The sequence below is a fragment of the Vibrio coralliirubri genome (genome assembly GCF_024347375.1).
GTDB classification, from domain to species: domain Bacteria; phylum Pseudomonadota; class Gammaproteobacteria; order Enterobacterales; family Vibrionaceae; genus Vibrio; species Vibrio coralliirubri.
In genome coordinates this window covers 2,871,299-2,895,875 of record NZ_AP025470.1, presented here as the reverse complement: position 1 = coordinate 2,895,875, position 24,577 = coordinate 2,871,299, and the positions used below count along the sequence as shown (strand labels likewise).

General features: G+C 45.3%; 18 protein-coding genes and 1 riboswitch. Of the genes, 9 read left to right on the top strand and 9 right to left on the bottom strand.

What is annotated here, in order from left to right:
• Window positions 1–24: 24 nt before the first annotated feature.
• Window positions 25–558, top strand: coding sequence for a DUF3332 domain-containing protein (locus OCV20_RS13215; RefSeq protein WP_086775483.1), 534 nt, complete (start codon window positions 25–27; stop codon window positions 556–558).
• Window positions 559–678: 120 nt separating this feature from the next.
• Window positions 679–1,850, top strand: a protein-coding gene (locus OCV20_RS13210; RefSeq protein WP_108721736.1) for an IS3 family transposase whose coding sequence is annotated in 2 segments (ribosomal slippage) — window positions 679–961 and window positions 961–1,850 — 1,173 coding nt in all. Because the reading frame shifts where the segments join, the coding sequence is not laid out codon by codon here.
• An 81-nt stretch (window positions 1,851–1,931) separates the two neighbouring features.
• Here the strand turns inward: OCV20_RS13210 and dapD are convergent.
• Window positions 1,932–2,963: a 2,3,4,5-tetrahydropyridine-2,6-dicarboxylate N-succinyltransferase gene (dapD, locus tag OCV20_RS13205; RefSeq protein ID WP_050653306.1), complete on the bottom strand. Its 1,032-nt coding sequence runs from the start codon at window positions 2,961–2,963 to the stop codon at window positions 1,932–1,934.
• A gap of 504 nt (window positions 2,964–3,467) precedes the next feature.
• Between dapD and ushA the strand changes: the two genes are divergently transcribed.
• The gene (gene ushA, locus OCV20_RS13200) at window positions 3,468–5,168 is read left to right on the top strand and encodes a bifunctional UDP-sugar hydrolase/5'-nucleotidase UshA (protein WP_086776002.1); all 1,701 of its coding nucleotides are present in this window, start codon (window positions 3,468–3,470) and stop codon (window positions 5,166–5,168) included.
• 83 nt (window positions 5,169–5,251) lie between these two features.
• Here ushA and OCV20_RS13195 read toward each other — a convergent pair whose 3' ends face one another.
• The 6 genes from OCV20_RS13195 to OCV20_RS13170 all read right to left on the bottom strand — a co-directional run bounded on the left by OCV20_RS13195 (window position 5,252) and on the right by OCV20_RS13170 (window position 10,979).
• Window positions 5,252–5,893, bottom strand: a complete 642-nt coding sequence (locus OCV20_RS13195) for a MarC family protein (protein ID WP_048614308.1) — start codon at window positions 5,891–5,893, stop codon at window positions 5,252–5,254.
• Window positions 5,894–6,038: 145 nt separating this feature from the next.
• A complete protein-coding gene (locus tag OCV20_RS13190; RefSeq protein ID WP_086775497.1) occupies window positions 6,039–7,352 on the bottom strand; it encodes an IS4 family transposase in 1,314 nt (437 codons plus the stop codon).
• 208 nt (window positions 7,353–7,560) lie between these two features.
• The gene (locus tag OCV20_RS13185; RefSeq protein WP_050646971.1) at window positions 7,561–8,550 is read right to left on the bottom strand and encodes a GGGtGRT protein; all 990 of its coding nucleotides are present in this window, start codon (window positions 8,548–8,550) and stop codon (window positions 7,561–7,563) included.
• A gap of 23 nt (window positions 8,551–8,573) precedes the next feature.
• The gene (locus tag OCV20_RS13180) at window positions 8,574–9,266 is read right to left on the bottom strand and encodes an iron-sulfur cluster assembly scaffold protein (RefSeq protein ID WP_048608014.1); all 693 of its coding nucleotides are present in this window, start codon (window positions 9,264–9,266) and stop codon (window positions 8,574–8,576) included.
• Window positions 9,267–9,460: 194 nt separating this feature from the next.
• Window positions 9,461–9,545: riboswitch (Fluoride riboswitch) on the bottom strand.
• A gap of 155 nt (window positions 9,546–9,700) precedes the next feature.
• Window positions 9,701–9,994, bottom strand: a complete 294-nt coding sequence (locus tag OCV20_RS13175; protein ID WP_008223840.1) for a YebG family protein — start codon at window positions 9,992–9,994, stop codon at window positions 9,701–9,703.
• A gap of 88 nt (window positions 9,995–10,082) precedes the next feature.
• Entirely contained in the window at window positions 10,083–10,979 is an 897-nt protein-coding gene (locus tag OCV20_RS13170) for a LysR family transcriptional regulator (protein WP_050645516.1), read from the bottom strand.
• A gap of 163 nt (window positions 10,980–11,142) precedes the next feature.
• On the opposite strand from OCV20_RS13170, the gene OCV20_RS13165 reads away from it, so the two are divergent.
• The 5 genes from OCV20_RS13165 to recD all read left to right on the top strand — a co-directional run bounded on the left by OCV20_RS13165 (window position 11,143) and on the right by recD (window position 22,028).
• A complete protein-coding gene (locus tag OCV20_RS13165; RefSeq protein ID WP_048615247.1) occupies window positions 11,143–12,120 on the top strand; it encodes a TDT family transporter in 978 nt (325 codons plus the stop codon).
• Between the two features lie 127 nt (window positions 12,121–12,247).
• Window positions 12,248–15,724 (top strand): exodeoxyribonuclease V subunit gamma, encoded by a 3,477-nt coding sequence (recC, locus tag OCV20_RS13160; protein WP_086773665.1) that lies wholly within the window; start codon window positions 12,248–12,250, stop codon window positions 15,722–15,724.
• A 6-nt stretch (window positions 15,725–15,730) separates the two neighbouring features.
• Window positions 15,731–15,892, top strand: coding sequence for a hypothetical protein (locus OCV20_RS13155; protein ID WP_162290804.1), 162 nt, complete (start codon window positions 15,731–15,733; stop codon window positions 15,890–15,892).
• Between the two features lie 260 nt (window positions 15,893–16,152).
• Window positions 16,153–19,827: an exodeoxyribonuclease V subunit beta gene (gene recB, locus OCV20_RS13150; RefSeq protein WP_086773664.1), complete on the top strand. Its 3,675-nt coding sequence runs from the start codon at window positions 16,153–16,155 to the stop codon at window positions 19,825–19,827.
• The gene (recD, locus tag OCV20_RS13145; RefSeq protein WP_086773663.1) at window positions 19,827–22,028 is read left to right on the top strand and encodes an exodeoxyribonuclease V subunit alpha; all 2,202 of its coding nucleotides are present in this window, start codon (window positions 19,827–19,829) and stop codon (window positions 22,026–22,028) included. Before recB ends, recD begins: the two co-directional genes overlap by 1 nt.
• Window positions 22,029–22,080: 52 nt before the next feature.
• On the opposite strand, the gene OCV20_RS13140 is transcribed toward recD, so the two are convergent.
• Window positions 22,081–22,272 (bottom strand): hypothetical protein, encoded by a 192-nt coding sequence (locus OCV20_RS13140; protein ID WP_008223046.1) that lies wholly within the window; start codon window positions 22,270–22,272, stop codon window positions 22,081–22,083.
• 294 nt (window positions 22,273–22,566) lie between these two features.
• On the bottom strand, window positions 22,567–23,904 hold the full coding sequence (gene argA / locus OCV20_RS13135) for an amino-acid N-acetyltransferase (RefSeq protein WP_086773662.1): 1,338 nt from the start codon (window positions 23,902–23,904) through the stop codon (window positions 22,567–22,569).
• Window positions 23,905–24,065: 161 nt separating this feature from the next.
• On the opposite strand from argA, the gene OCV20_RS13130 reads away from it, so the two are divergent.
• Window positions 24,066–24,539 carry a DUF2850 domain-containing protein gene (locus OCV20_RS13130; protein WP_086773661.1) on the top strand — a complete coding sequence of 158 codons (474 nt, stop codon included), beginning with the start codon at window positions 24,066–24,068 and terminating at the stop codon, window positions 24,537–24,539.
• Window positions 24,540–24,577 lie beyond the last annotated feature (38 nt).

The window sequence follows — 24,577 nt, the reverse complement described above, 5'->3', positions numbered from 1 at the left end:
ATCATCGTGGCATAAGAGGGAACTATGAAAACAACAATCACAAAAGCAGTTGCAGTGGCAGCGATTGTCATGTCGTTAGCTGGGTGTGTCGGTAGTAACGCCGTTACTGGTAAATTAATGAAGTTCAACGTTGAGGTTGTAGATAACCGTTACGCTCGTGCAGGGGTCAACTTCTTGCTTGCTCCGGTTTATGCACTAACAACCGCAGCCGATTACATCGTATTTAACTCGATTGAATTCTGGGCGGGTAAAAACCCATTGACTGGCGCGCCTCACATCTTCGATAGTAAAGTCGATACCATGATTGATGTGAACGACAGCCTTGATGATTCACTGAAAGATGCGCCACTTGGCTTCAACAATCGTCAGATTGAATGGGGTGAGATGCATCAAATCGACGAGAACACCATTCGTATGGACATTACTTACAACGATGGTCAAAAAGCAGTACTGACAGGCGTTCGTGATGGTGACAAGGTCAGCTATTACATGGATGGCACACTAGTTTCAGAGACTTCTATTCAAGCTCTTGAGCAGCTAGCCGCAGAGAAAGCATAACCCACTCTGTTCTGCCTATATAAAAGAAAAGCCGTTGGATTTAACCCCAACGGCTTCGTAATTTCTAGCATCTGATGTGACCCCATAAAAGTAGACACTTAATACAGAGCATTGAGTGTCATGAAAGTAAAATCACAAAGACAATATACAGACGAATTTAAACGAGAAGCTGTTCAGCGATCTCTCGATTCTTCTGATACCGTTAAGTCAGTAGCACTATCCTTAGGAATATCGCCGGTGCTACTTTCTAAATGGAGATGCCAAATGACATCGAAAAAGACTAACTCCCTCCCAATACCTAACCACGGCCCCGAAAAATCCTTTGCACAACTGGAGAAAGAGATCCGTCAATTGAAAAAGAAGCTTGAGATGGCAGAGCTGGAGAATGATTTCTTAAAGGAAGCGAAGGCTTTCTTCGACAGCCAAAAAGAATAAGGTTCGAGTATATCCTTAAGAAGGCCAGTGTGAAGCTTCCTGTCATACGACTATGCCAATGGTTGGGTGTTTCTAAAGCGGGTTATTACAAGTGGCTAACAAGGAAACCATCGAAGCGAGAGACAGACAATGAGTCTTTAAGTCACTACTTGAGGAGAGAAAGCAAAGCTCAGTATTGTATTCCAGGCTATCGAAAGCTTTGGGAAGCAGCGGTCGCTAACGGCTTTATTTGTAATAAAAAGCGAGTACAGAGGCTTCTGCAGAATATGGGCTATCGCTCTTGCGCGAGCAAGAAGCGATATGGACGAGCACCAAGACAAAATACGCTTATACCTGCCTATAACATTCTTGCCCGTCAATTTAAGGTGGATAAACCCGATCGAGTTTGGGTGTCAGATATAACTCAGGTGCGCTGTACTGATGGTTGGCAATACCTGTGCGTCGTCTTAGATTTGTTTTCACGCAAAGTGATTGGTTGGTCGACAAGTCGCATTAATAACGCAAAGTTAGTGCTAAGAAGCCTGAATAAGGCTTGGAAACAAAGGCAGCCCTTAGGTCACGAGCTTTTGTTTCACTCCGATCAAGGTATACAGTATCGAGCGTTGGAGACGATCCGTTGGCACCGTAAACGAAAGATTAAAGTCAGCATGTCGAGAAAAGGAAACTGTTGGGACAACGCTTGTTCCGAAAGCTTCTTTGCGCAATATAAGAAAGAGTGGATGAACAACTTAGATCAGCTTTCACGACAAGAAATGACGATGCAGAGTCGAATTTATATCGATACCTATTATAATCCAGTAAGAAGACATGGGACTCTAGGTGGAGTGAGTCCCATGGACTTTGAACTAATCAACTAAACCCCTGTGTCTACTTTTTAGGGGCCATATCAATATCACATCTAGCATCTAGCATCTAGCATCTAGCATCTAGCGCTTAGATTAGTTGTTGCTGTGTAGCTCGCTGTTTAGCTCAACAGCAGACTTGTTCGCAAGACATTCAATTTGGCCAGTGATTGAGTTACGACGGAACAGAAGGTCAGAAACGCCAGCTAGGTCGCGAGCTTTAATGATTTCTACTTCGTTGCCTTCTTTATCTAGCATGCGAACCTTAGTTCCCGCAGTCACGTAAAGACCAGACTCAACCGTACAACGGTCGCCCATAGGGAAGCCAAGACCAGCGTTTGCGCCTAGTAGGCAGTTTTCGCCGATAGAGATAACCATAGTACCGCCACCAGACAGAGTACCCATGATAGAAGCGCCGCCGCCGATGTCAGAACCGTTACCTACAACAACACCTGCAGAGATACGACCTTCAACCATGCTCACGCCAGTTGTACCAGCATTGAAGTTGATGAAACCTTCGTGCATTACTGTTGTGCCTTCGCCCACATGTGCGCCAAGACGAACACGAGAAGTGTCAGCAATACGAATACCTGTTGGTACCACGTAATCCACCATTTTAGGGAACTTGTCTACGCAATCTACAGACAGAGCGCGACCTGCCAGGCGAGCTTCGATTTGACGCTCAGCCAGCTCAGGAAGGTCGATTGGGCCTTCGTTTGTCCATGCGATGTTGTGCAGTAGACCGAAGATGCCGTCCAGCACCGTACCGTGTGGTTGTACTAGGCGGTTAGAGATAAGTTGTAGCTTTAGGAAGCCTTCAGCAACTGATGCTGGCTTCTCGTCAGTAGCAAGAACAACAAGAACAAGTGGCTGTTCAGACGCTGCCGCTTTTTCTGCGAAAGATGCGTTAGCTGCATCGTCGTTTGCTGCGAATGCTTTCGCCAGTTCTGCGCTTTGTGCAGCAGAGATTTCGATAGCTTGGTTGCCTTCAGTGTAACCTGATACTTCTGCCACAGCCGCTACAAGAGCGTCGCTTGGGTTTAGAAGTGGGTTAGGGAAGAACGCTTCAATGATTTTATTGTCGCGATTTTTGGTTGCCGTACCGAAGGCTAGTGAAAAGTAAGCCATGTTGAATCTCCATGTGTTGAGTCTTGATTTTGCTATTCCAAAACAACGGCTCGAATAACAAGCGCTGCCGTTAGCAAAGTTAATTTAATTGCGTTCATCATAAAGAGAGCGCCCTCGTTATGAAAGGGCGCATTGGGATAAAGTCTGTAAAATGATATTGCTTGTCTTTCTAGCGATAGTTTTCATTATCCGGATACTGCACCATGTTCTTAATCTTACGGCGTTTTATTTAACCAATCAGTATGCTTTCATTTCCATATCTGTCACTCATATCTAACTCACCTTCTTGTTAGCAGTATCAATAGAGTAAGTCACATTTTCTTTATAAATCCATGTTTATTATAAGAATTGATCGAGTTATGTTGATTAATCGCTTGTGCTTACAGTCCGAGTAAATACTCAATTTTTCAGCTGCGTAATTAAGATGAAGATCACTATAACCCTATATTAATTAAGTATATTTCCATCCACAACGACATTAAAACGATTAATAAAGGATCTTCTATGAATTTTACTAAGTCTTTACTGGTGCTCTCTATCGGTGTAGCGATGGTTGGCTGTGGCTCGGACAGTGACGATATCGCAGTGACATGTGACACTGCCGCTTCTTGTACCAAGTTTACTGTTTTACATACCAACGATAACCACGGCCGTTTTTGGGAGAACAGCAAGGGTGAGTATGGAATGGCTGCACGCAAGACTTTGATCGATAGCATTCGTGCAGAGGTCACTCAAAACGGTGGTGAGACGATCCTACTGTCCGGTGGTGACATTAACACTGGTGTACCAGAGTCTGATATGCAGGACGCGGTTCCCGATTTTGTTGGCATGAACCTACTTGGTTACGATGCGATGGCATTAGGTAATCACGAATTCGATAACAGCTTAGATGTGTTAGACATGCAGGAGGAGTTAGCTGATTTCCCTATGCTTGCGGCGAATATTTATATCAAAGATGGAGACACAGTTACTGATGAACGCCTTTTCTCTCCATATAAAGTATTCACCATTAATGGTTTAAAGATTGCTGTTATTGGCCTGACAACCAAAGATACGGCTAAATTAGTTAATCCTGACAACGTCGCGACAATTCACTTTGCCGACCCACAAGTTGAAATCAAAAAAGCCATAAAAGAAATTGAGGCCAATGAAACTGTTGACCTGATTTTTGCTACCACGCATATGGGGCATTACGCAGATGGTCAGCATGGTAGTGAAGCGCCTGGCGATGTATTGCTTGCTCGCTCTCTAGAAGAAGGTCAGCTAGACGCAATTATTGGTGGGCACTCTCAAAACCCTGTTTGTATGGAAGGTAATGAATACGCCGACTTCAACCCAGGGGATGACTGTAAACCTGATCAGCAAAATGGTACCTACATCATGCAAGCCCACGAGTGGGGTAAGTATGTAGGTCGAGCTGACTTTGAATTTTATGACGGCAAACTGCACTTAGCGAAGTACGATCTGGTTCCTGTGAACCTAAAAGAGAAGGATGAAAATGGTGATTATCAGTTTATTCAATCTGAAATAAAGCCTGATGCAGTTGTAAAAGCTACTCTCTACCCATATCAACAACAAGGACAAGACCTCCTCGATGTCATCATCTCAAAGACAGATGCAAAACTGGAAGGTGATCGTGATGTTGTTCGTTCAGAACAAACTAATCTTGGTCACTTGTTAGGAGAAGCATACCGCACTTATGAATTGGTGAATGCTGACTTTGGTGTAATGAACTCTGGTGGTGTTCGTGATTCAATTGCGGCAGGTGACATTGCTTATCGTGATGTACTGACGGTTCAACCTTTCGGGAACTTCGTAACTAAAGCAACGATGACAGGAGCTGAAGTAAAAGCGTATTTGGACGTTGTTGCGACGAAGACTGCAGGATCCGGCGCTTATGCCCAACTCGACAATATTAGCTTAACGGTTGACTGCGATTTGAGTGATGTGACCATTCGAGACATCAACGGCAAAGGCTTTAATCTAGCAGATACTTACACTTTCTCCGTGATCAGTTTCAGTGCTGCTGGTGGTGATGACTACCCAGTAATTGACGTTGAATCTACACAGTTAACGGATGCCTCGGTACTGCGCGAATTCTTTGTTAAGAACCCTGATGTCACTGCAGCGAATTACGCACCAGCGGATGGTGATCTAATCTACATGAGTAAAGGTTTAGAAGTAAAAGGCTGCCCTGCGAACTAATTTATAATTCGTAAACAAAAGCGTCAGAGAAAATAGCCAGCAAGTTGCTGGCTATTTTTGTATCAGAATTTCGTGGTTTGGGCTTAAACAAACAGTGCCTTATGAGCTTGTTCAATACCTTCAATCAACATCTGCATGCCGATGACAGCAAGTATCAAACCCATCATTCGGGTAATTACATTCAATGCACTTGGTCCAACGGCTTTAACGAAGCGCTCGCCGAATACAAACAATACGTAGGTTAAGGCGCATAGTAGGCCAAAGGCGACGATGGTGATGATGGTTTCGTAGATGCCTTCGGTGCTGGCAAAGTTCATTGCGGTGGCAATGGTGCCCGGGCCTGCCAATATTGGCATTGCCAGTGGCGAGACTGCGATACTGAGCGCCGCATCTTGTTGGGCGTCTGAGTTGACCTTCTCTTTCGCTTTAGAGTGCGTTGAGTCACCTTGCAGCATGTGAAAGCCAATCAAGAACACGAGGATCCCGCCGGTGATACGAAGCGCGTAAAGCGTGATACCAAAGAGGTCGAAGATGAGTTTACCCGACACAGCAAAGGTGCTGACGATGATGAAGGCGATGAAAACCGAGCGGAAAGCGATAGACTTGACCGTTTCCCTATCATTATCACCCGTTAATCCAAGAAAGATCGGTGTGTTGGCGATAGGGTTCATGATGGCAAAAAAGCCCATGAACACGGTAATGGTATGAATGATGAGCTCTTTCATATTATTCCTTTGAAAGTATGCAGTTAAATACGACAGTAGAATGTATTTAATCTTAGATACAAATAATTATTAGAAATAGATAGTAGAGCAAGTGTGAATAAAAAACAGCCAGCATAAGGCTTAATGCTTGTAAGTTAAGCATCGTTTAGCGTCTTCTTGGAGGCCTTGTCGCATAGCGACAAGGCCTCTTTTTTACTGCTCTTGGGTAACTTCGTTCTCGCCTCTCAGGTAAAACAAAGCTTTCTGACATATCCAGTATGTAGTTTATTACTTCTGGGATTCGTCCCGGTGCGACCGCTGGTAATAATTGAAGCTGTCCAACAAGGAATAATGAAGCCTGTTTAAAGCCGATTTGATAAGGCATCACTGACTTCTGATGATAGGCCATTTGACACATCATGAACCGCAGTAGATTGTAAGCAACCAGCATTCCCCAAAGCTCTTGATTCACTAACTCTGGCTTTTTGCTTCTTAACGTAAGTTGGTTCTGAAGCATGTATTGCTTCATCTCACGATACCCCAACTCTATTTCCCAACGATGGCTATATAGTTCGGCGATATCAGCACCAGGATATTTCATCGTGTCTATCATTGACGTTAATAGTCGGACTTCTTTTCCTTTAATCGTCTTTGTGATTAAACGAGCTTGGAGAGTTTTGGGGGCATCAACCCACTTCTTTTGAGCTTGAGGTGATAGCTTGAGCTCAACGAGCTCTTGTCCTCGGCCTACCTTCGATAACACAGTGTATTGAGCCCCTTTTCTTAATGGGAGCAGCCAATGTTTTTCATCGCCACTGGTTTGCCATTTATGCAGTAAGCCCAAGGCGTAAAATCCGCGGTCAAAAATAGTTAAGCTGTTTGAGGGAGATTGTTCAATAAGCGGGATCGTAAGGTCGACTTCACTTTTAGATACTGAGTCGAATGAAGCGCTGTTGAGTAAATGACTGGTCAGCTCCATATGGCAGACCATTCTCACTTGAGGGTAGTCAGATATCGTTGTTTTATTGCCTGTTCTACTAAAATGCTCATCATTACTTTTAGTGTCTGGTGTTCTCCACACAACACCATCTACAGCATGAAGTGTTAACCCATGCCAATCGGGATGAGGAGTCTTGCGGTGCCAAAGTCGTTGAGTGTGATTGAACACGGCTTCCATAACGTCGGAACCAAGTCGGTGACGTGCCTGTATGACAGCGCTAGGTGCGACGAATGGCTTCTTACCCGGTAGGAGAATATCAAGTTGCGAGACTACTTTATCCATCGATAAATGACGGTAAAGGGACATCCCTAAAACACTCCAAACCATCATTTCCATTGGTAACCTGCGCTTTCGAATAGTCGCAACCCCAGATTCTTGGAGGCACTGTTCGACGAGTTCCGGGGACAGCAGGTCTGATAACCCTGAGAGCTGTTCTGGAGAGAAGTTATGGACTTGATTAAGGGCTTGTCTAAGAAACATAAAAAATCCGAGTGTTAAAGAAACACTCGGATTTTGACATCCTTGGAGGATCGTTCAACCAGTCTTTTTTACTTAACTGATCGGCATTACAGCATAAGGCTGGCTGTTTAGTTTTAGTGATAGGTGTAGAGTTTTAGTCGTTCGTTATTGCTTGATTCTCAACTAACAGACACTACATAACAGGCAGGTTGTGGGGCTCATTTTACCGTTATGCGTTTTGAGATTCGCTCACAGCCACAGCCAGTGCAACCGTCGCACCGACCATTGGGTTGTTGCCCATGCCGATGAAGCCCATCATCGCTACGTGAGCAGGAACAGAAGAGCTACCTGCGAACTGCGCGTCAGCGTGCATTCTGCCCATGGTATCGGTCATGCCGTAAGACGCTGGACCTGCTGCTACGTTATCTGGGTGCAATGTTCGACCTGTACCGCCGCCTGAAGCAACTGAGAAGTATGGCAAACCTTGACGAGTACGTTCTGCTTTGTAGATACCCGCTACTGGGTGTTGGAAGCGAGTTGGGTTGGTTGAGTTACCCGTAATACTGACATCCACTTCTTCTCTGTGCATGATTGCTACACCTTCTCGTACATCATCAGCGCCGTAACACAAGATGTCGCCGCGAGGGCCTTGTGAGAAGCGGCGACGTTCTGTTTCAACAAGTTCACCGGTTTGGTAATCGTATTGAGTGCGCACGTAAGTGAAGCCGTTGATGCGAGAGATAAGATAAGCCGCATCTTTACCTAAACCATTTAAGATCACTTTCAATGGGTTTTGACGTGATTTGTTGACGTTTAGCGCAATTTTAATCGCACCTTCTGCTGCAGCAAAAGACTCGTGACCCGCAAGGAAGGCGAAGCAGTGGCTCTCTTCATTGAGAAGACGAGCGGCTAGCGCGCCATGTCCAATACCAACTTGGCGTTGTTCAGCAACACTGCCAGGTTTGGTGAATGCTTGAAGACCTTCACCAATAATGTTTGCCGCTTGTTCTGCGCTGGTGGCTTTACGAAATAGCGCCAGTGCTGAGCCAAGGATATAAGCGTCGGCAGCGCTTTCAAAAGCGATAGGTTGGGTGTCCATTACTAACGCTTTTGGATCAACGTTGTGGGCTTTACAGTATTGGTCAGCTTGCTCCAAAGAGTCGAAGTTCATTTCTGCCAATACGCGAGTTACTGATTCATTAAATTGAGTGTTCATCATATCTTTCCTCTAAATTGGCAAAATTACTGTTGGCGTGGGTTAATAGTGGTCACGGCTTCATCGAAGCGGCCATAGGTCCCTGTCGCAAGGTCGGCCGCTTCATTCGCTGGCACGCCTTGGTTAATCGCCTTCATCATTTTGCCGAGGTTGAGATATTCGTAGCCAATCACTTCGCTGTGATCATCAAGCGCTAGCTTGGTCACGTAACCTTCTGCAAGCTCTAGATAACGAACGCCTTTTGCCGCGGTTGAGTAACTGGTACCCACTTGGCTGCGCTGCGTTTGACCTAAGTCTTCTAATGCTGCGCCAATTTCTAGACCGCCTTCAGAGAAAGCTGATTGAGTTCGACCGTAAACAAATTGCAGGAAGATTTCACGCATGGCTACGTTAATAGCGTCACACACTAAGTCAGTATTTAGGGCTTCAAGAATGGTTCTTCCGGTGAGGATTTCTGCTGCCATCGCGGCTGATTGAGTCATGCCTGAACAACCAATAGTTTCGATTAGTGCTTCTTCGATGATGCCGTTTTTTACGTTCAGCGTTAGTTTTGCTGCACCTTGTTGTGGTGCACAAGTGCCGACGCCATGGCTTAAGCCAGAAATAGCGATGACATCTTTTGGACTAACCATAGCGCCTTCAACTGGAATTGGTGCTGAAGTGTGTAGATCACCCCTTTGAATAGGGCACATTGATTGAATTTCTGAAGAGTAGTGCATAATGTTTTCTCACTATTAGAGTCATTGAAGACCTAGGGCGTTGAGAAAACAGGACGTGTTGGAAGAGGTGCGGCTAATTCACTACAGATCTTGAGTATCGATAATCCAAAGGCGTCATGGAACTTGGTCTTAATAGACTAAGTCCATTTCAAAATGGAGGAATAGCGATACATCCAACAGTATTACCTGTTTTCGATTCTGTAGGAGTCATTAGCACTGTTCGGAAAGAACGGGCGGTTGAAGCAAAAGCTTAGGTGGAACCCCATCACCTGATGGCTATAGATTAGATCTTTATCACACTTTCATGCAAGCGAATGTTTAGAGCAATTTCGACTATAAACAAGCTTCATTATATTTCGATAAGTATAAAAAAACGCCAATAACGAACTCTGATTAGAGGCGTCATTGACGTTTTTTAGAAAGCGATCAGCTAGTTACGCTGCATCTTCTTCTGCGTCTTCAACAGCTTCAAGTTTCTTAGCTTTTTTCGGAGCTGGTTTACGCTTAGCACCTAATGCGTAAAGAACTTCTTCTTTGTTCTTCGCTAGGTACATTGCAAGTTCTTCTTGCTTGCCTTCATCTTCAACTAAATCGCTTTTGCCTAAAAGTTCAAAAAGCTCATCAGCCATATCCAGCATTTTGTCGTATGCGTCGGCTTCGGCTTTAGAGGTAAAAGTCATTTTCTCTTCTCCGTTGCGTTCCACCACGTACTTGACGATAACAGCCATGGTTAATCCTCTAAGTTTGATAAATTTTACTGGCTTTTTATACAGTTTCTGATGCTAAAAGTCCAGTTGGAGCCCTAACTATGCGGCCTCAATCTTGATGTGTAGCCCAGTCTTCACAATAACTCATGAAAGATTTCAGAAGCGGGCTCTGGTATTTGTCTTTGTGTACCAGCATCCAGAAACGTCGTTTCATGTCGAGTGGCACATCAAGCGCTTTTACTCGGCCTGAATCAATCGCTCGTTGTGCCGCCAATCGTGATAAACACGCGAATCCAAGATTGGCGGAAACTGAATTGATGATCGCCTCTGTGGTGTTGAGTTCAAAGGATTCATACCAATGTTCGATACGTGGCGCGACGGCTCGTAGGAAAAACTCACGAGTCCCTGAACCTGACTCACGTAAAATCCAATGGCTGTCTTCTAAATCGCTTAAAGTTACTTTTTCTTTTGCAACGAGAGGATGTTGATTACTCACAATAATACACATTTCATCGCTGCTAAACTGACTCGAAATGAGTTCAGGGTGTAATGTTTTTCCTTCAATTAGCGCGATATCAAGTTCATAATCCACCAACTTTTGACAGATCAGTGCACTGTTTGAAATGAACAAGCTTTGATCCTGATGTTGAGTTCGTTCGCGAAAGCCTGACAAAATAAACGGTGCGACCTGATTACCAATCGTGTCACTCGCGCCGACCTTTAGATTGCCACTTAAAGGCTGATCATCACGGAACAAAACATCAATACCAGCAGCTCGATGTAATATCTCATCCGCCAATGGAAGTAACTTATGTCCCTCTTGGTTGAGAATTAATCGGTTGTTTACCCGGTCAAATAGAGAGTGGCCGAGTTGCTTCTCCATTTCGCCTAATGCCATGCTGACAGCGGCCTTAGACAGAAACAGAGCCTCAGAGGCAGCAGTCAATGTCGAGTGCTGAGTAATAGTGACGAACACTTTGAGCTGTTTTATTGAAATATTAGCCATCAGATTCCTAGTTTAACTCTGCTGGTGAAAATGGGTTTTGTTCATTATTTGTGAACACTTGTTATATATAATTGGATATTGTTTAACGAAGTGCAAGCGTATTATGGCTTCAACAAGCTGATGAGTTCACAAGTTTTGTGAATTAAGTTTAAGAGAGGCTGACATGATTCAACGTATTAAATATAGATTAACAGGAGCTCCAACACCCATGGCAGGGTTAGGCCTAGCAATAGCAAGCTTAGGCTGGAGCTGGGAAAATGTTTTAGACTGCAACGGTTATGCTCAATGGTTTAGTGCCGCAATTGGTGGAGTATTACTCACAATTCTTGCTATCAAATTTTTAGTCCACGGCCACCTATTGCGTCAAGACCTTGCTCACCCAGTTGTAGGAAGTGTTGTACCAACATTTGCGATGGGGGTTATGGTAGTTTCAAGCTCAATTGGACACTTTTACCCACAAGCGGGCAATGCAATTTGGCTAGCGGCTGTCGTACTACACGTCGTGTTTTTAGTGAGTTTCTTTTACCACCGTGCAAAAGACTTTGAATTACACCACATGGTACCAAGTTGGTTCGTTCCACCTATCGGCATCGTAGTTGCTGATGTGGCTTTCTCTGGTGAACCTTCATTACAATGGATAGCAGACTCGGTTCTGTGGTTTGGTTTGGCATCTTATGTCGTCATGCTACCTATGATGATTTATCGCCTAATCTTTACTAATGAAGTTCCAGATGCAGCAAAACCAACTATTGCGGTAATGGCTGCCCCTGCAAGTGTTTCATTGGCTGGTTATTTAGCGGTGAGCCCTGAACCATCTCCAGTTATCATTGGTATGTTGTTTGGTATAGCGGTTCTGATGACATCGATAATCTACGTAGCGTTTCTAAAGCTTATGCGTTTACCATTTAGCCCTGGCTATGCAGCGTTCACTTTCCCACTTGTGATTAGCGCAACGGCATTATTTAAAACGGCTGACTGGATGGAGAGTGTTAATGTAGCTAGCGAGTATGTAGCGCAAGTGAATGGGTTGGCGGACATTGAGCTAATGATTGCAACGCTTGTCGTAAGCTATGTAGCGATTCGTTACTACATGAACTACAAACCACATCGTGTTCTAAGTTCGGTAAGCGGTAAATTGTAATCCGCATTAGTTCAAAAGATAAACGGACCTTAAGTTTTCAGTATTTCATAAGCTTATATTCCTAATCCAAACACGGCACTTATGCTAATCTGGCTTTATATTGTGGCAAGATTAGCGTGAGTGCACTTTGTTTACTGTTTACCATTCCAATAAAGTTGATACTTTAAAAATCCTTCTCGTTCACTTAATCAAAAGTGACCCTTTAGCCAATCCCTTCGAAAAAGAGCAGATCTTGGTTCAGAGCCCAGGTATGTCTCAATGGCTTAAGATGGAACTCGCCAAAGAGTTTGGCGTAGCAGCAAATATCGATTTCCCACTTCCAGCAACCTTCATTTGGGATATGTTTACCCAAGTGCTTCCTGATGTTCCTAAACGCAGTGCTTTTAACAAAGAAGCGATGACGTGGAAGCTGATGAGTTTGCTACCCGCTAAGCTTGACCACCCTGATTTTCTTCCTTTACAGCGCTATCTTGAAAACGACGAAGATGATTCGAAGTTGTACCAATTGGCAGAAAAAATTGCCGATATATTCGATGGCTACTTAGTGTATCGACCTGAATGGATGGCGATGTGGGAAGTGGGAGAGGCCGTTGCAGAACTTATCGATGAGGAAGGGCAGCAAGAGCACCCTTGGCAACCGATTTTGTGGCAAGCGCTCTATGATCAAACTCTGTCTCAAGGCCAATCTAAATACCACCGTGGCAACTTGTATCACGACTTCATTGAAGCGCTAGCTAATCAACAAGGTCAACTGCAGCACCTACCTAAACGCTTATTTGTGTTTGGTATTTCTTCGTTGCCTCCTCGTTATATGGACGCGTTGAAAGCGCTAGGTGAGCAGATTGATGTGCACTTGATGTTTACCAACCCTTGTCAGCATTACTGGGGCGATATTCGTGACCGTAAATACTTGGCGAGAGTCGAAGCACAGCGCCGCAAGCAGTTCGCTCTGGTTGATGGTTTACCTCAGCTTGAAGGCGAAGCCTCACCATTGAAAGATGGCATTGAAGCCAATATTGAAGACGAACTGCATACCAGCCAAGCCGTGGGTAATAGCTTACTGGCGTCTATGGGTAAATTAGGCAGGGATAACCTGTTCTTGCTATCTCAATCAGACAGCGAAGAACACGAATTCTTTATTGATGTTGAGAGAGACAGCCTGCTGCATCAGCTGCAAGCCGATATTCTCCAGCTCGAAGAACATCAAGACGACCACATCTTAGATTCCAGTAACCATAAGCAGGTGGTTGAACTGGGTGATCGCTCGTTGACGGTGCACGCTTGTCATAGTCCAATGCGTGAGGTTGAAGTCCTTCATGATCAGTTGTTGGCAATGTTTGATGTTGACCCGACACTGAAACCACGCGATATCATTGTGATGGTGTCTGACATTAATGCTTATAGCCCAGCGATTCAGGCGGTATTTGGTAATGCCCCGGGTGAGCGCTATATCCCTTACTCGATCTCTGATAGAACCGCAGACCAAGAAAGCCCAATTCTGACGGCATTCATGCAGTTGGTCGCGCTACCAAACACGCGCTGTTTAGCTTCTGAACTTCTAGAGTTATTAGAAATCCCAGCGATGATGGCACGCTTTGGTATTGATGAGTTTCAATTCGAGCAAGCCAAGCAATGGGTTGAAGAAGCGGGCATCCGTTGGGGTGTCGACTCTTCTACCGCAACGGAATTTGATCTACCTGCAACCGAGCAAAATACCTGGCTATTTGGTATTCAGCGTATGTTATTGGGCTATGCAATGTCGGATTCTGCTGGTTTGTTTGAGACCGAGCATTCTCCGATTGCCGCTTACAATGAAGTTCAGGGTATTAACGCCGAACTTGCTGGTAAATTAGCGCACTTTATCGATCGTATTGCCCATTACCGCCAACGCTTAACTGAAACACAATCTATCGATATGTGGCGTGAAACCTTGCTGCAAATGATTGATGACTTTTTTGCAGTGGAGCTAGAAGGTGAGGTGGTGCTTAAGTCGATTCGCGACGCGCTTTCTCAACTGAATGAACAGCTTGATGATGCCTTATACGAACAAAAGCTATCGCCAAGCATTATCTATCAGTACTTGAATAATAAACTGTCGGGTGCGCGTATCAGTCAGCGCTTCTTAGCGGGACAGGTTAACTTCTGTACTCTGATGCCGATGCGTTCTATCCCGTTCAAAACCGTTTGTCTGTTGGGCATGAATGATGGTGTTTACCCTCGTTCAATGCCGCCAGAAGGTTTTGACATGATGAACGGGCGCACACGACCTGGCGATCGTTCTCGTCGTGATGATGACCGCTATCTATTCTTAGAGGCGATGCTGTCGGCGCAAGAGTGTTTATACATCAGCTATGTCGGCCGTTCGATTCAAGATAATACCGAGCGAGTGCCGTCGGTGTTGGTTTCTGAATTGATAGAGTACTGCCAACAGAACTACTGCCTAAGTGAAGACCAAGCACTACCAAGTGACGATTCTGGTATCAACCTGACTCAAGCGATCAGCTTTGAGCACACCATGACACCGTTCAGCCCCGCTGCGTTTACTCAAGGTGATGCGAGCTATGTATTGAGTTATGCCAAAGAGTGGTTACCTGCGGCTAACCGTTCAGGTGAACGCAGTGGTGAGTTCAATCGCGCATTGGACGACTATTTGTTGGGTGCGACCTATCCATTGGAGCTCGATCTGGTTGAGCTACAGCGTTTCTGGCGCTTGCCAGTGCAATACTTCTTTAATCGCCGTCTAAAAGTAGTGTTTGAGCCGCCGCTTCCGGTAATGGAAGACGATGAGCCGTTCGTGCTTAATGGCTTAGAAAGCTTCCAGCTTAAAGATGCGCTGCTGCAAGTGTTACTAGACCACCCTGAAGGCGCAGACAAAGCCGTTCGATTGTTTGTCTCTGAGCAAAAAGCACAGGGCCGATTACCGGTCGGAGCTTTTGGTGATATCGAATTTGAAACCAACCGTGTTCAAGCGGAAGACTTAGCCAAAGAGATTCGATTTGTGAGCGGATCACCGCAACAAGATCTCGAAGTGAATATCGAGTTTGACGTGTTAGGCGAAGGTAAGCCTGTTCGCTTGATGGGGTGGTTAACTCAAAACTATCAGTCAGGTCTGGTGCGTTTCCGTAGCGGAAAAATACGCTCTCAAGATTATTTGGCTGCGTGGATTGATCATCTATCCTGCGCTGTTATGGGGCACGGAAAAACGACCCATATTATTGGCTATGACAGAAAAGAGGGCGTGGTTCATCAAACGCTACAACCTATCGGCGATGCGCAGCAAGCGAAGAGTATATTAGCTGAGTTAGTACGACTGTTTTATCAAGGCATGACAGCACCATTGCCTTACTTCCCGAAAACCGCATTAGCTGGTGTTGAAGCGGGCTTTAGCCGTGGTAAGTGGGTCGATGACGAAGAAAAGTCACTCAAGAAAATGGCCGATACCTTTAATGATAGCTTCGCCTTTACGGGCGAGGGCAGAGATACCTACATCTCACGAATTTGGCCTAAGTGGGATGATGAACTGGCTGCTCAATCACGTATGTACTCGACACTTGTGTTGCAGGCGGCAAGGTTGGCTGCAGCCGAGCTGGAAGATCAGGAGTAGGTGGCTGTGATCGACAAGATCAATAGCGAGTGCGCTGAATTAATGAAGAACGAAAGAGAGTCGCTGGTAAGCATTTGGGGTACTTGCTTTCAATGTGAATGGAATCAAGCTGAAGAGAAGCAAGGTACAGGAAATAAAGTGGCCGCCAGTAAATCATTATTAGTGTAGGGCGTTCGCTGTACGGCCACAGGTCAGAGGGACCATTATTCTGTGGTTCAAAGTAACGTCGTAAAGTACAAAACTCGTACGCGCTCCTGAACTCGTGGGCGCATAGTAGCGAGGCGATCCGAATTGATCCGTGAGAGAGATCGCACTAACTATTAACAAATTAGCGTAGGACGTAAATTGAATGACGTTTTCCACGCTAGGTCACATTTATAGCAATAGTCACATTTTTAACAGACTCATCTATCAAAAGGCAGTAAGGCATGACGACCACAAGCAGTGTTCAGGTAATCGCTCCAAAAACACTCGATACCATGACGTTTCCACTTCATGGCGCGCGTTTAATTGAAGCATCGGCGGGTACGGGTAAAACATTTACCATTGCTGGCTTGTACTTACGCTTACTGCTGGGTCACGGTACGGCTGCGCCGCAAGGTGATCTGACGGAAGCTACTCGGCACCATGAGCCACTGACCGTGGACCAAATCTTGGTTGTGACCTTTACTGAAGCGGCAACGGCTGAGTTACGAGATCGTATCCGTGCTCGAATCCATGACGCACGTATTGCGTTTGCACGTGGGCAAAGTGACGACCCAGTGATTGCGCCTTTGTTGCAAGCCATCGATGATCATGCTGGTGCGGCGAAAACTCTGCTTAACGCTGAAAGACAAATGGATGAGGCAGCGGTATACACCATTCACGGTTTCTGTCAGCGAATGTTGACCCAAAATGCTTTTGAATCAGGAAGCCGTTTTGATAATGAATTTGTGACCGATGAAAGCCACCTAAAAGCGCAAGTGGTTGCCGACTATTGGCGTAAACAGTTCTACCCGCTGCCCATTCAACTGGCTGGTGAGGTTCGTAATATTTGGGGCTCTCCCGCTTCGTTATTAGCAGACGTAAATCGTTATCTGACAGGATCTCCGCTGAAATTGACGGTCGATGCGATGTCGGGCGACCTGCAAACTCTACACAATCAAAACCTAGATAAAGTGAAGCAACTTAAAGCGCTGTGGTGTGAATCTGAAGCGGACTTTTTGGCTTTGATCTCTGGTTCAGATGTGAACAAGCGCAGCTACACCAAGAAGTCTTTACCGACTTGGTTAGAAGCGGTGACTGCATGGGCACAAAGCGACACTCATGATTACCAGTTTCCAGATAAATTAGAGAAGTTCTCACAAGCCACTCTAATTGAAAAAACACTAAAGGGCACCGCGCCTCAGCACGCGGTGTTTGAGGCGATTGAGGACTTCTTAAATTCTCCAGCAGATCTAAAAGCTCCGTTGCTGGCGCATGCGATTACCCATTGTCGAACTATGTTAGCCAAGGCGAAACAACAGAAGCAGTGGCTATCATTTGATGACTTGCTGACTCAGTTGTCGGCGTCGATTGATGTGGATGAGCAATCACTGCTGGTGGAGAGAATCCGCACCTTATACCCAGTGGCTATGATCGATGAATTCCAAGATACCGATCCGCTGCAATACAGTATTTTTAGCCGAATATATCTCGATAACCCGCAGTGTGGTCTGTTTATGATCGGTGACCCGAAGCAGGCTATCTACGGTTTCCGTGGCGCGGATATCTTTACCTACATTAAGGCAAGAAACCAAGTTAGTGCTCACTATACGTTAGGCACTAACTGGCGTTCGAGTGCTGATATGGTCAGCGCGGTAAACCAAGTGTTTATGAATTCAGATAGCCCGTTTATCTACGACCAAGACATTCCATTTCTGCCCGTCGCTGCCAGTCCATCGGCTGATAAACGTCAATGGGTAATGAACGGAGAAACTCAACACGCACTGACCTTTTGGCTACAAGAAGCAGAAGATAAGCCACTACCTAAAGGCGAATATCACAAGGCAATGGCAGAAGCGACGGCGAGTCAAATTCAAACCATTCTGGCCGCTTCTCAAAATCATCAAGTCTATTTTGATAACGGCAAAAAACAACATGCCGTGAATGCGGGTGATATTGCTGTTTTGGTTCGAACCGGTAGTGAAGCTCGCCTGATCAAGAACGCGCTATCGGAGCAAGGCATTGCGAGTGTGTATTTGTCCAACCGAGACAGTGTGTTTACCAGCTTGGTCGCGCAAGATATTCAACGCCTGCTACAAGCGGTGCTGACACCAGAAAACGATCGTGCATTGCGTGCCAGTTTAGCCTCCGAGTTGTTTGCTCTGGATGCGGCTTCATTGGATGAACTCAATAATGATGAGGTTGTGTGGGAAAACGTAGTTAACGAATTTCGAGAATATCGTAAGTTGTGGCTTCAGCGCGGCGTGCTGCCAATGCTTCGTAGCGTTATTAGCAAACGACATCTCGCTGAGCGCTTACTGGAAGAAGAAAATGGTGAGCGCTCACTCACTGATTTGATGCACATTGGCGAATTGCTACAACAAGCAAGGCAGGAACTCGACAGTGACTATGGCTTGCTGCGTTGGTTGGCAGAAGCGATTTCCGATGCTCAGAATGGTTTAGGTGGCAGTGAAGACGATATTCAACGCCTTGAATCAGAAAGAAACTTGGTTCAAATCGTTACCATTCATAAGTCGAAAGGCTTGGAATATGACCTGGTATTTTTGCCGTTTGTCGCGAGCTACCGTGAAGCGAGCGAAGGCAAGTTCTACGATCATGATTCAGATACTACCGTGCTTGATATTACTGGCAGCGACAGTGCCTTAGCACAAGCCGATAAAGAGCGATTGGCGGAAGACTTACGCTTGATTTATGTGGCGCTGACTCGTGCAGTATATGGATGTTTTATTGGTATGGCTCCTTTACGTAAAGGGCGTTCAACCAAAGAGCCAACTGGCGTTCACTTGAGTGCTATGGGCTATTTGGTTCAAAACGGACAAGAGCAAGGCATCGCCGAGTTGCATCAAGCTCTATCGGCTATTGAGGGTAAGAATTCCAGTGTGCTGTTAGCCGAAACACCTACCGCTCACGAACAAATTTTTGTGCAAACAGAGCAAGTGAGTGACGACTTACAGGCCAGTGAACTTAAGGCTTCAATTGACCGAGCTTGGCGTATTACCAGTTACTCGGGGCTTGTAAAGCAAGGCAGTCACGGTGCGAGCCATGACGCGACTATTGAGGTGTCTGGCTTTGATATTGACTCGGCGGATGAACAAGATGAGTCGGAATTGATTGAACCTGAACGTTCTATATTCACGTTCCCTCGCGGCGCTCGCCCGGGTACCTTCTTACACACCTTGTTTGAGGATGTTGAATTTACCGAGCCAGCAACCAGCGAACATAACACGCAAGTAATCACTCACTTATTAGAGTCGGAGCAATACGAACTAGAGTGGTTACCTGTGCTTCAACAACTGGTCGATACGGTGCTGAACACCGCGCTGGATGGTAAGAACTTAAAGCTAAGCGAGAAAGACTCAACGCAACGATTAGTCGAGATGGAGTTCTTGTTGCCGATCGAAGTGTTAGCCGCATCGGAATTGAATCAAACCATTCAGTATCACGATCCGCTATCAGCAAAAGCGGGTGACCTTGGTTTCCAAACCGTGCAAGGCATGTTGAAAGGCTTTATCGATTTGGTGTTCGAGCACCAAGGTAAATACTATGTCCTCGACTGGAAATCGAATCATTTAGGTGATGACGTTGCTGTCTACCATGGTGAAGCATTGAAATCGGCGATGGCCGACCACCGTTACGATCTGCAATATCAAATCTATGCGTTGGCATTGCATCGTTTCTTACGCAGTCGTGTTGCAGATTACAGTTATGAACAACATTTTGGTGGGGTTTATTACTTGTTTTTAAGAGGAATGGACGGCCAATCTCAACAAGGTATTTTCTCGGCTAAACCTACATTGGCTTTGCTCGATGAAATGGATCAATTGATTGACGGTAAAGTGATAGACAGACGTTCAGCACAATTGAATGACAATGAAACTGGACAGATGGGGCTTCTATAATGACAACGACGACTAATATGGAAACAGCGAACTCTGTAAAGCCAGTTTCACTTATTCCTGAACAGCTCATGGATGTACTCAAGTTCCTCGCGGATAAGGGCTCGATTCGTCAGTTGGATTATCAGTTTGCCCGTTTTATTACGCAGCAAGCGACGAGTCACCCTCAAGAGATCGGCTTTCTGGCTGGGGTGGTGAGCCATGAATTAGGCAAGGGGCACATTTGTACTCAGCTTATACAGCAGCATACGGTAGGCGCTGAACAAACGGCAGATCTAGCTCAGTTACTTGGTTTGTATGGTGAGACGGCATTGCAACTGAACCAGAAATTGTTAGGTATTGATTGGGCGACGGTTCTGCAATCGTCAAACTTAGTGGGTACGGCCAACGATTGTGTTAAGCCGCTAATGTTCGATGGGCAACGTGTCTATTTACAGCGTTATTGGAATTACGAAGTTGTGTTGGCTGAGACCTTAAACCGTTTAAGTAAGCCTGTAGAGTTCAATACTGAGCAGAAAAAAGCGCTAACCGAAACGTTGAATCAGCTTTTTGCACGTAGCTATCACTTTCTGTTTAACGCCTTAGCCAAGGCTGAAGCAAGCCATCACACCTCTCAGGTATTACGTCAACAATTGGTATGTGACCATCTTGATATTGTGAATGAGCAGGCTCTAGATTGGGGCGCAATCGACCAAGCGATTGTACAAGCTAAGCAAGTGACAGATTTAGATGTATTAGACGACTTGGTGCCGTTATCGGCATGTTTGAACTGGCAAAAAGTCGCAGCCGCGGTGGCACTGAGTCGTCGTTTTGCGGTGATTTCTGGTGGTCCGGGTACCGGTAAAACCACCACGGTAACCAAGTTATTGTCGGCTATGGTCGAGCAATCGCTCAGCCAAGGTAAAACACCGACGATTAAACTGGTGGCACCGACGGGTAAAGCAGCGGCGCGTTTAACCGAGTCGATTGGCAAAGCGATTGAACAGCTGCCATTAGCGCCTGAAGTAAAAGCCAACATACCAACAGAATCCAGTACGTTACACAGATTACTCGGCGCGATTCCTAACCGTGCTGAGTTTAGACATAACCGACGCAATCCACTTCACCTTGATATCTTGGTAGTGGATGAAGCTTCTATGGTTGATCTGTCGATGATGTATAAGCTGGTTGATGCACTTCCTGAGCACGCAAGGCTCATCTTATTGGGTGATAAAGACCAACTCGCTTCAGTAGAGGCAGGTGCTGTGCTCGGTGATATCTGTTCATTCAACTCTGCAGGGTACAGCACAGCGCAAGGCAATTTGATTGCGGAAATGACAGGTTTTGATGCGATAGCTAAACCAAGGCAAGACAAAGCTGGATCGGTGAATCCGCCTGCGATTGCAGATAGCTTGTGTATGCTGCAGAAGAGTTATCGTTTCGATGCGCGCTCAGGTATCGGGCAGCTGGCAAAAGCAATCAATAACGGCTCTGCGAATCAAGTAGACCAAGTGTTTGCCAAAGGTTTTGGCGATATCGAAAATCATCCTCTATCGAGCGATAGCTATAACTTGATGCTGCGTACCTTGGTTAATGAGTATGGTGCGTATCTCAATCGAATGAATGTGCCATTAGAAGAGTTAGAAACTCAAGAATCGAGAGCTAAATCGGTGCTCGATTTGTTCAGCCAATGCCGACTGTTGTGCTCTATTCGTGAGGGCGATTTTGGTGTTAATGGCCTCAACCACAGAATTGAAAGAGCGCTTGCCGCAAGGCGTTTAGTGAGTCCACACAATGATGAATTGTGGTATCACGGGCGACCAGTGATGGTAACGCGTAACGATCATGGTTTGGGTTTATATAATGGTGATATTGGTATCTGTATGCTTGAATCGGATTCAAACCAACCTGACGCAACTCCTCGTTTGAAGGTTTATTTTGAGTTGCCAGATGGCAGCGTGAAAGCGGTACTACCAAGCCGAGTACCTGAGCATGAAACGGCTTATGCGATGACAATTCATAAATCCCAAGGTAGTGAATTTGATTTGACCTTAATGATTCTGCCACCAGATTTCAGCCCGATCTTGACTCGAGAGCTTATCTACACGGGGATTACGCGTGCGAAGAAACGACTGATGATGTTCAGTGATACGAATGTATTGAAGCGTGGGATTAAGGTGAAAACAGAGCGAGTGAGTGGTTTAGGAAGTCGCTTAACCAACTAGAGATAATTGAGGCATATGTACAAAGCAACCATCCCTGGTTGCTTTGAGCGTGCTAGGAATCAGTACCTAAAAACGCTCGAGTAAACGATATGTGGTTTATCTTGTATTTTGCTTGGCAATTCAAAATAAACTCTTTTAGATTTTCGCTCACAGGGAACACGCAGTGTACGTCTAGCCCTTCTAAGAATTGGTTATCAGCCATATCCCAAAAACTTTGCAGCGAGTTACAAACAATGGTTCTCATATCAATGTTGCTCTTTTTGCTGTTTATATCAACGACCAGAGCATCAAGCGCCTGCTGATCGTTAACGGGTATAGCAATCCGTGCAGTAACCACTTCGATTCGCTCAAATGATTTGTGTCATAGGGCGTTCGAGGTGGTCATTCCAATAAAAACATTTGTTATTTTGTTAAAGCGACCAAATTCTAAACAATTTTGTTTGTGAGTTAAAGTGCATACCTAATAAATCTCATATAGAAAACGATTACATTTGCAATTATTTTTCCTTTGAAGTGAGATTTTAGTCCAAAACTTTGTTTACACATTTAACGCTAAGATTTTTGAGTTACGTTGATAGTTGTATAGGCCCTGTTTTTCCATCGGTAGCTCATCAACTCCAATCTCGTAAAACCCTTGTTCACGGAACCAATGCAGGCTATGTGTGGTTAAAACAAAAATTTGGTCGATATCACGAGACTTCGATTGATGACGCATATAGTCCAGTAATATTTGCCCGCGGTTGCCATCACGATAATCAGGATGGATAGCCACACAAGCCATCTCCGCCATATGATCTTCCGGGTATGCGTAAAGTGCAGCGCAACCAATAATCAGTCCGTCTTTTTCGATGATCGTAAAGCGGTGAATCTCTTGTTCCAATTGTTCTCTTGAGCGACGAACGAGAATGCCTTGTTCTTCCAAAGGACGAATAAGGTCAAATATGCCACCAATATCGTCAATCTGAGCTTGTCTTACTTGCTCGGCACTAGCCATGACCACTTGGGTTCCAATACCGTCAAAAGAGAACAACTCTTGGATTAATGCGCCATCTACCTTGTAGCTGATTAGATGACAACGAGGCACACCAGCTCGACAAGCGGAGATCGCTCCTTTCAAGAAGCGCAGTGTTCCTGTGCTCATGTCTTCGGCAGGATTTTGAGATTTCGTTAATCGTTCTAGAATTTGCTTGGCATCTTTAGGGAAGAGTTCGGCGAGCACGTTACCGCGTTCATCTGTTACCCCTTGTTCGGAACAAAAGCCAATCAGCTTGTCGGCCTTTAGACGAATTGCAACTTGGGTCGCGACCTCTTCAGAAAGTAGGTTGAAACTTTCGCCTGTCACAGAGCTGGCAATAGGGCCAAGCAGTACAATTGAACCTTGGTCAAGAGTGCGATTGATCCCTTCTATATCGATTCGACGAATACGCCCGCTGTGGCAATAATCCGTACCGTCATCCACGCCAAGCGGTTGAGCCGTAATGAAGTTACCACTCATCACATTGAGTTGAGTTCCTGCCATCGGGGTGTTGTTTAAACTCATCGAAAGTCGAGCAGTGATGGCAAGTTGTAGTTGGCCAGCAGCCTGCATAGCGACGCCCAGAGAATATTCATCAGTGACCCTAATATTCTTGTGATAAGGCGTATGGCAATCTTGCTTGGCGAGCAATTGGTTGATCTGCGGTCTTGCCCCGTGAACGAGAACAATCTTTACCCCAAGGCTGTGGAGCAAGGCTATATCACTAATAATGTTGCCAAAGTTTCTATCGGCAACGGCTTCGCCTCCCAGCATAATGACCATGGTTTTGCCACGGTGAGCATTGACGTAAGGGGTAGATTGTCTGAAACCTTTTACTAGCGCTGTACTTCTTAATTTCACAGAACAAGTCCATTTTGTTTATTTATTCGATAATTTAGCATTTAAATTCAAATGTAAACAACACCTTTTTGGAATAAAGCGCAAACTATTCTTATCTAGGCTTCAATATATAAACTGTCTCAGTGTAGAATGTGCATAGCATCCTTATGAGTAGTCACCGAATGCAACAAGCTCCAGCGACAAACAACAAAATCGATGAGATAACCAAAGGCCTCTACAGCGAAGCTGATCAGCGCAATCAATCTAAGTTGAAGCGTAAGATCATTGAACGCTGTTTAATGATTCTAGCCTTGGTGGGTTCATTTGCGGTGGTTTCTTTGTTCGGCGATGTGCTTTCCCGAGTGCAAGATGCGGCAACGCCCGACAATCTGATATACGGCACTTGGATAGAGCAGGATGTTGCACATTATGCGACGGATGAGTTTGTTCTGAATGCTAATGGTGTGTCAGTTCGCGGGTCTGTTGTTTCGACGAGCTTTGACTTTGACGGTAGCTACTTTGAATATAAGGCGGGTGATAAAACCTATCGCTTCCGCATGACCAATTCTGACAATACAGAAATGGTGCTCGATTCTGACAGTCACTACAATCCCATCTTCCGCCTTAAAGGCCATATCGATAACTCCGTCCGATAGGTTATCTTCTTGTAAACTCTTACAATCTACGATTGTGT

Coding starts and splice junctions, on each gene's coding strand:
- OCV20_RS13170 (WP_050645516.1), bottom strand. CDS start 10,979: ATGGCTAATATTTCAATAAAACAGCTCAAAGTGTTCGTCACTATTACT.
- dapD (WP_050653306.1), bottom strand. CDS start 2,963: ATGGCTTACTTTTCACTAGCCTTCGGTACGGCAACCAAAAATCGCGAC.
- OCV20_RS13140 (WP_008223046.1), bottom strand. CDS start 22,272: ATGAGAACCATTGTTTGTAACTCGCTGCAAAGTTTTTGGGATATGGCT.
- OCV20_RS13215 (WP_086775483.1), top strand. CDS start 25: ATGAAAACAACAATCACAAAAGCAGTTGCAGTGGCAGCGATTGTCATG.
- OCV20_RS13195 (WP_048614308.1), bottom strand. CDS start 5,893: ATGAAAGAGCTCATCATTCATACCATTACCGTGTTCATGGGCTTTTTT.
- OCV20_RS13130 (WP_086773661.1), top strand. CDS start 24,066: ATGCAACAAGCTCCAGCGACAAACAACAAAATCGATGAGATAACCAAA.
- recB (WP_086773664.1), top strand. CDS start 16,153: ATGACGACCACAAGCAGTGTTCAGGTAATCGCTCCAAAAACACTCGAT.
- recD (WP_086773663.1), top strand. CDS start 19,827: ATGACAACGACGACTAATATGGAAACAGCGAACTCTGTAAAGCCAGTT.
- OCV20_RS13180 (WP_048608014.1), bottom strand. CDS start 9,266: ATGCACTACTCTTCAGAAATTCAATCAATGTGCCCTATTCAAAGGGGT.
- OCV20_RS13185 (WP_050646971.1), bottom strand. CDS start 8,550: ATGATGAACACTCAATTTAATGAATCAGTAACTCGCGTATTGGCAGAA.
- OCV20_RS13175 (WP_008223840.1), bottom strand. CDS start 9,994: ATGGCTGTTATCGTCAAGTACGTGGTGGAACGCAACGGAGAAGAGAAA.
- ushA (WP_086776002.1), top strand. CDS start 3,468: ATGAATTTTACTAAGTCTTTACTGGTGCTCTCTATCGGTGTAGCGATG.
- OCV20_RS13190 (WP_086775497.1), bottom strand. CDS start 7,352: ATGTTTCTTAGACAAGCCCTTAATCAAGTCCATAACTTCTCTCCAGAA.
- OCV20_RS13165 (WP_048615247.1), top strand. CDS start 11,143: ATGATTCAACGTATTAAATATAGATTAACAGGAGCTCCAACACCCATG.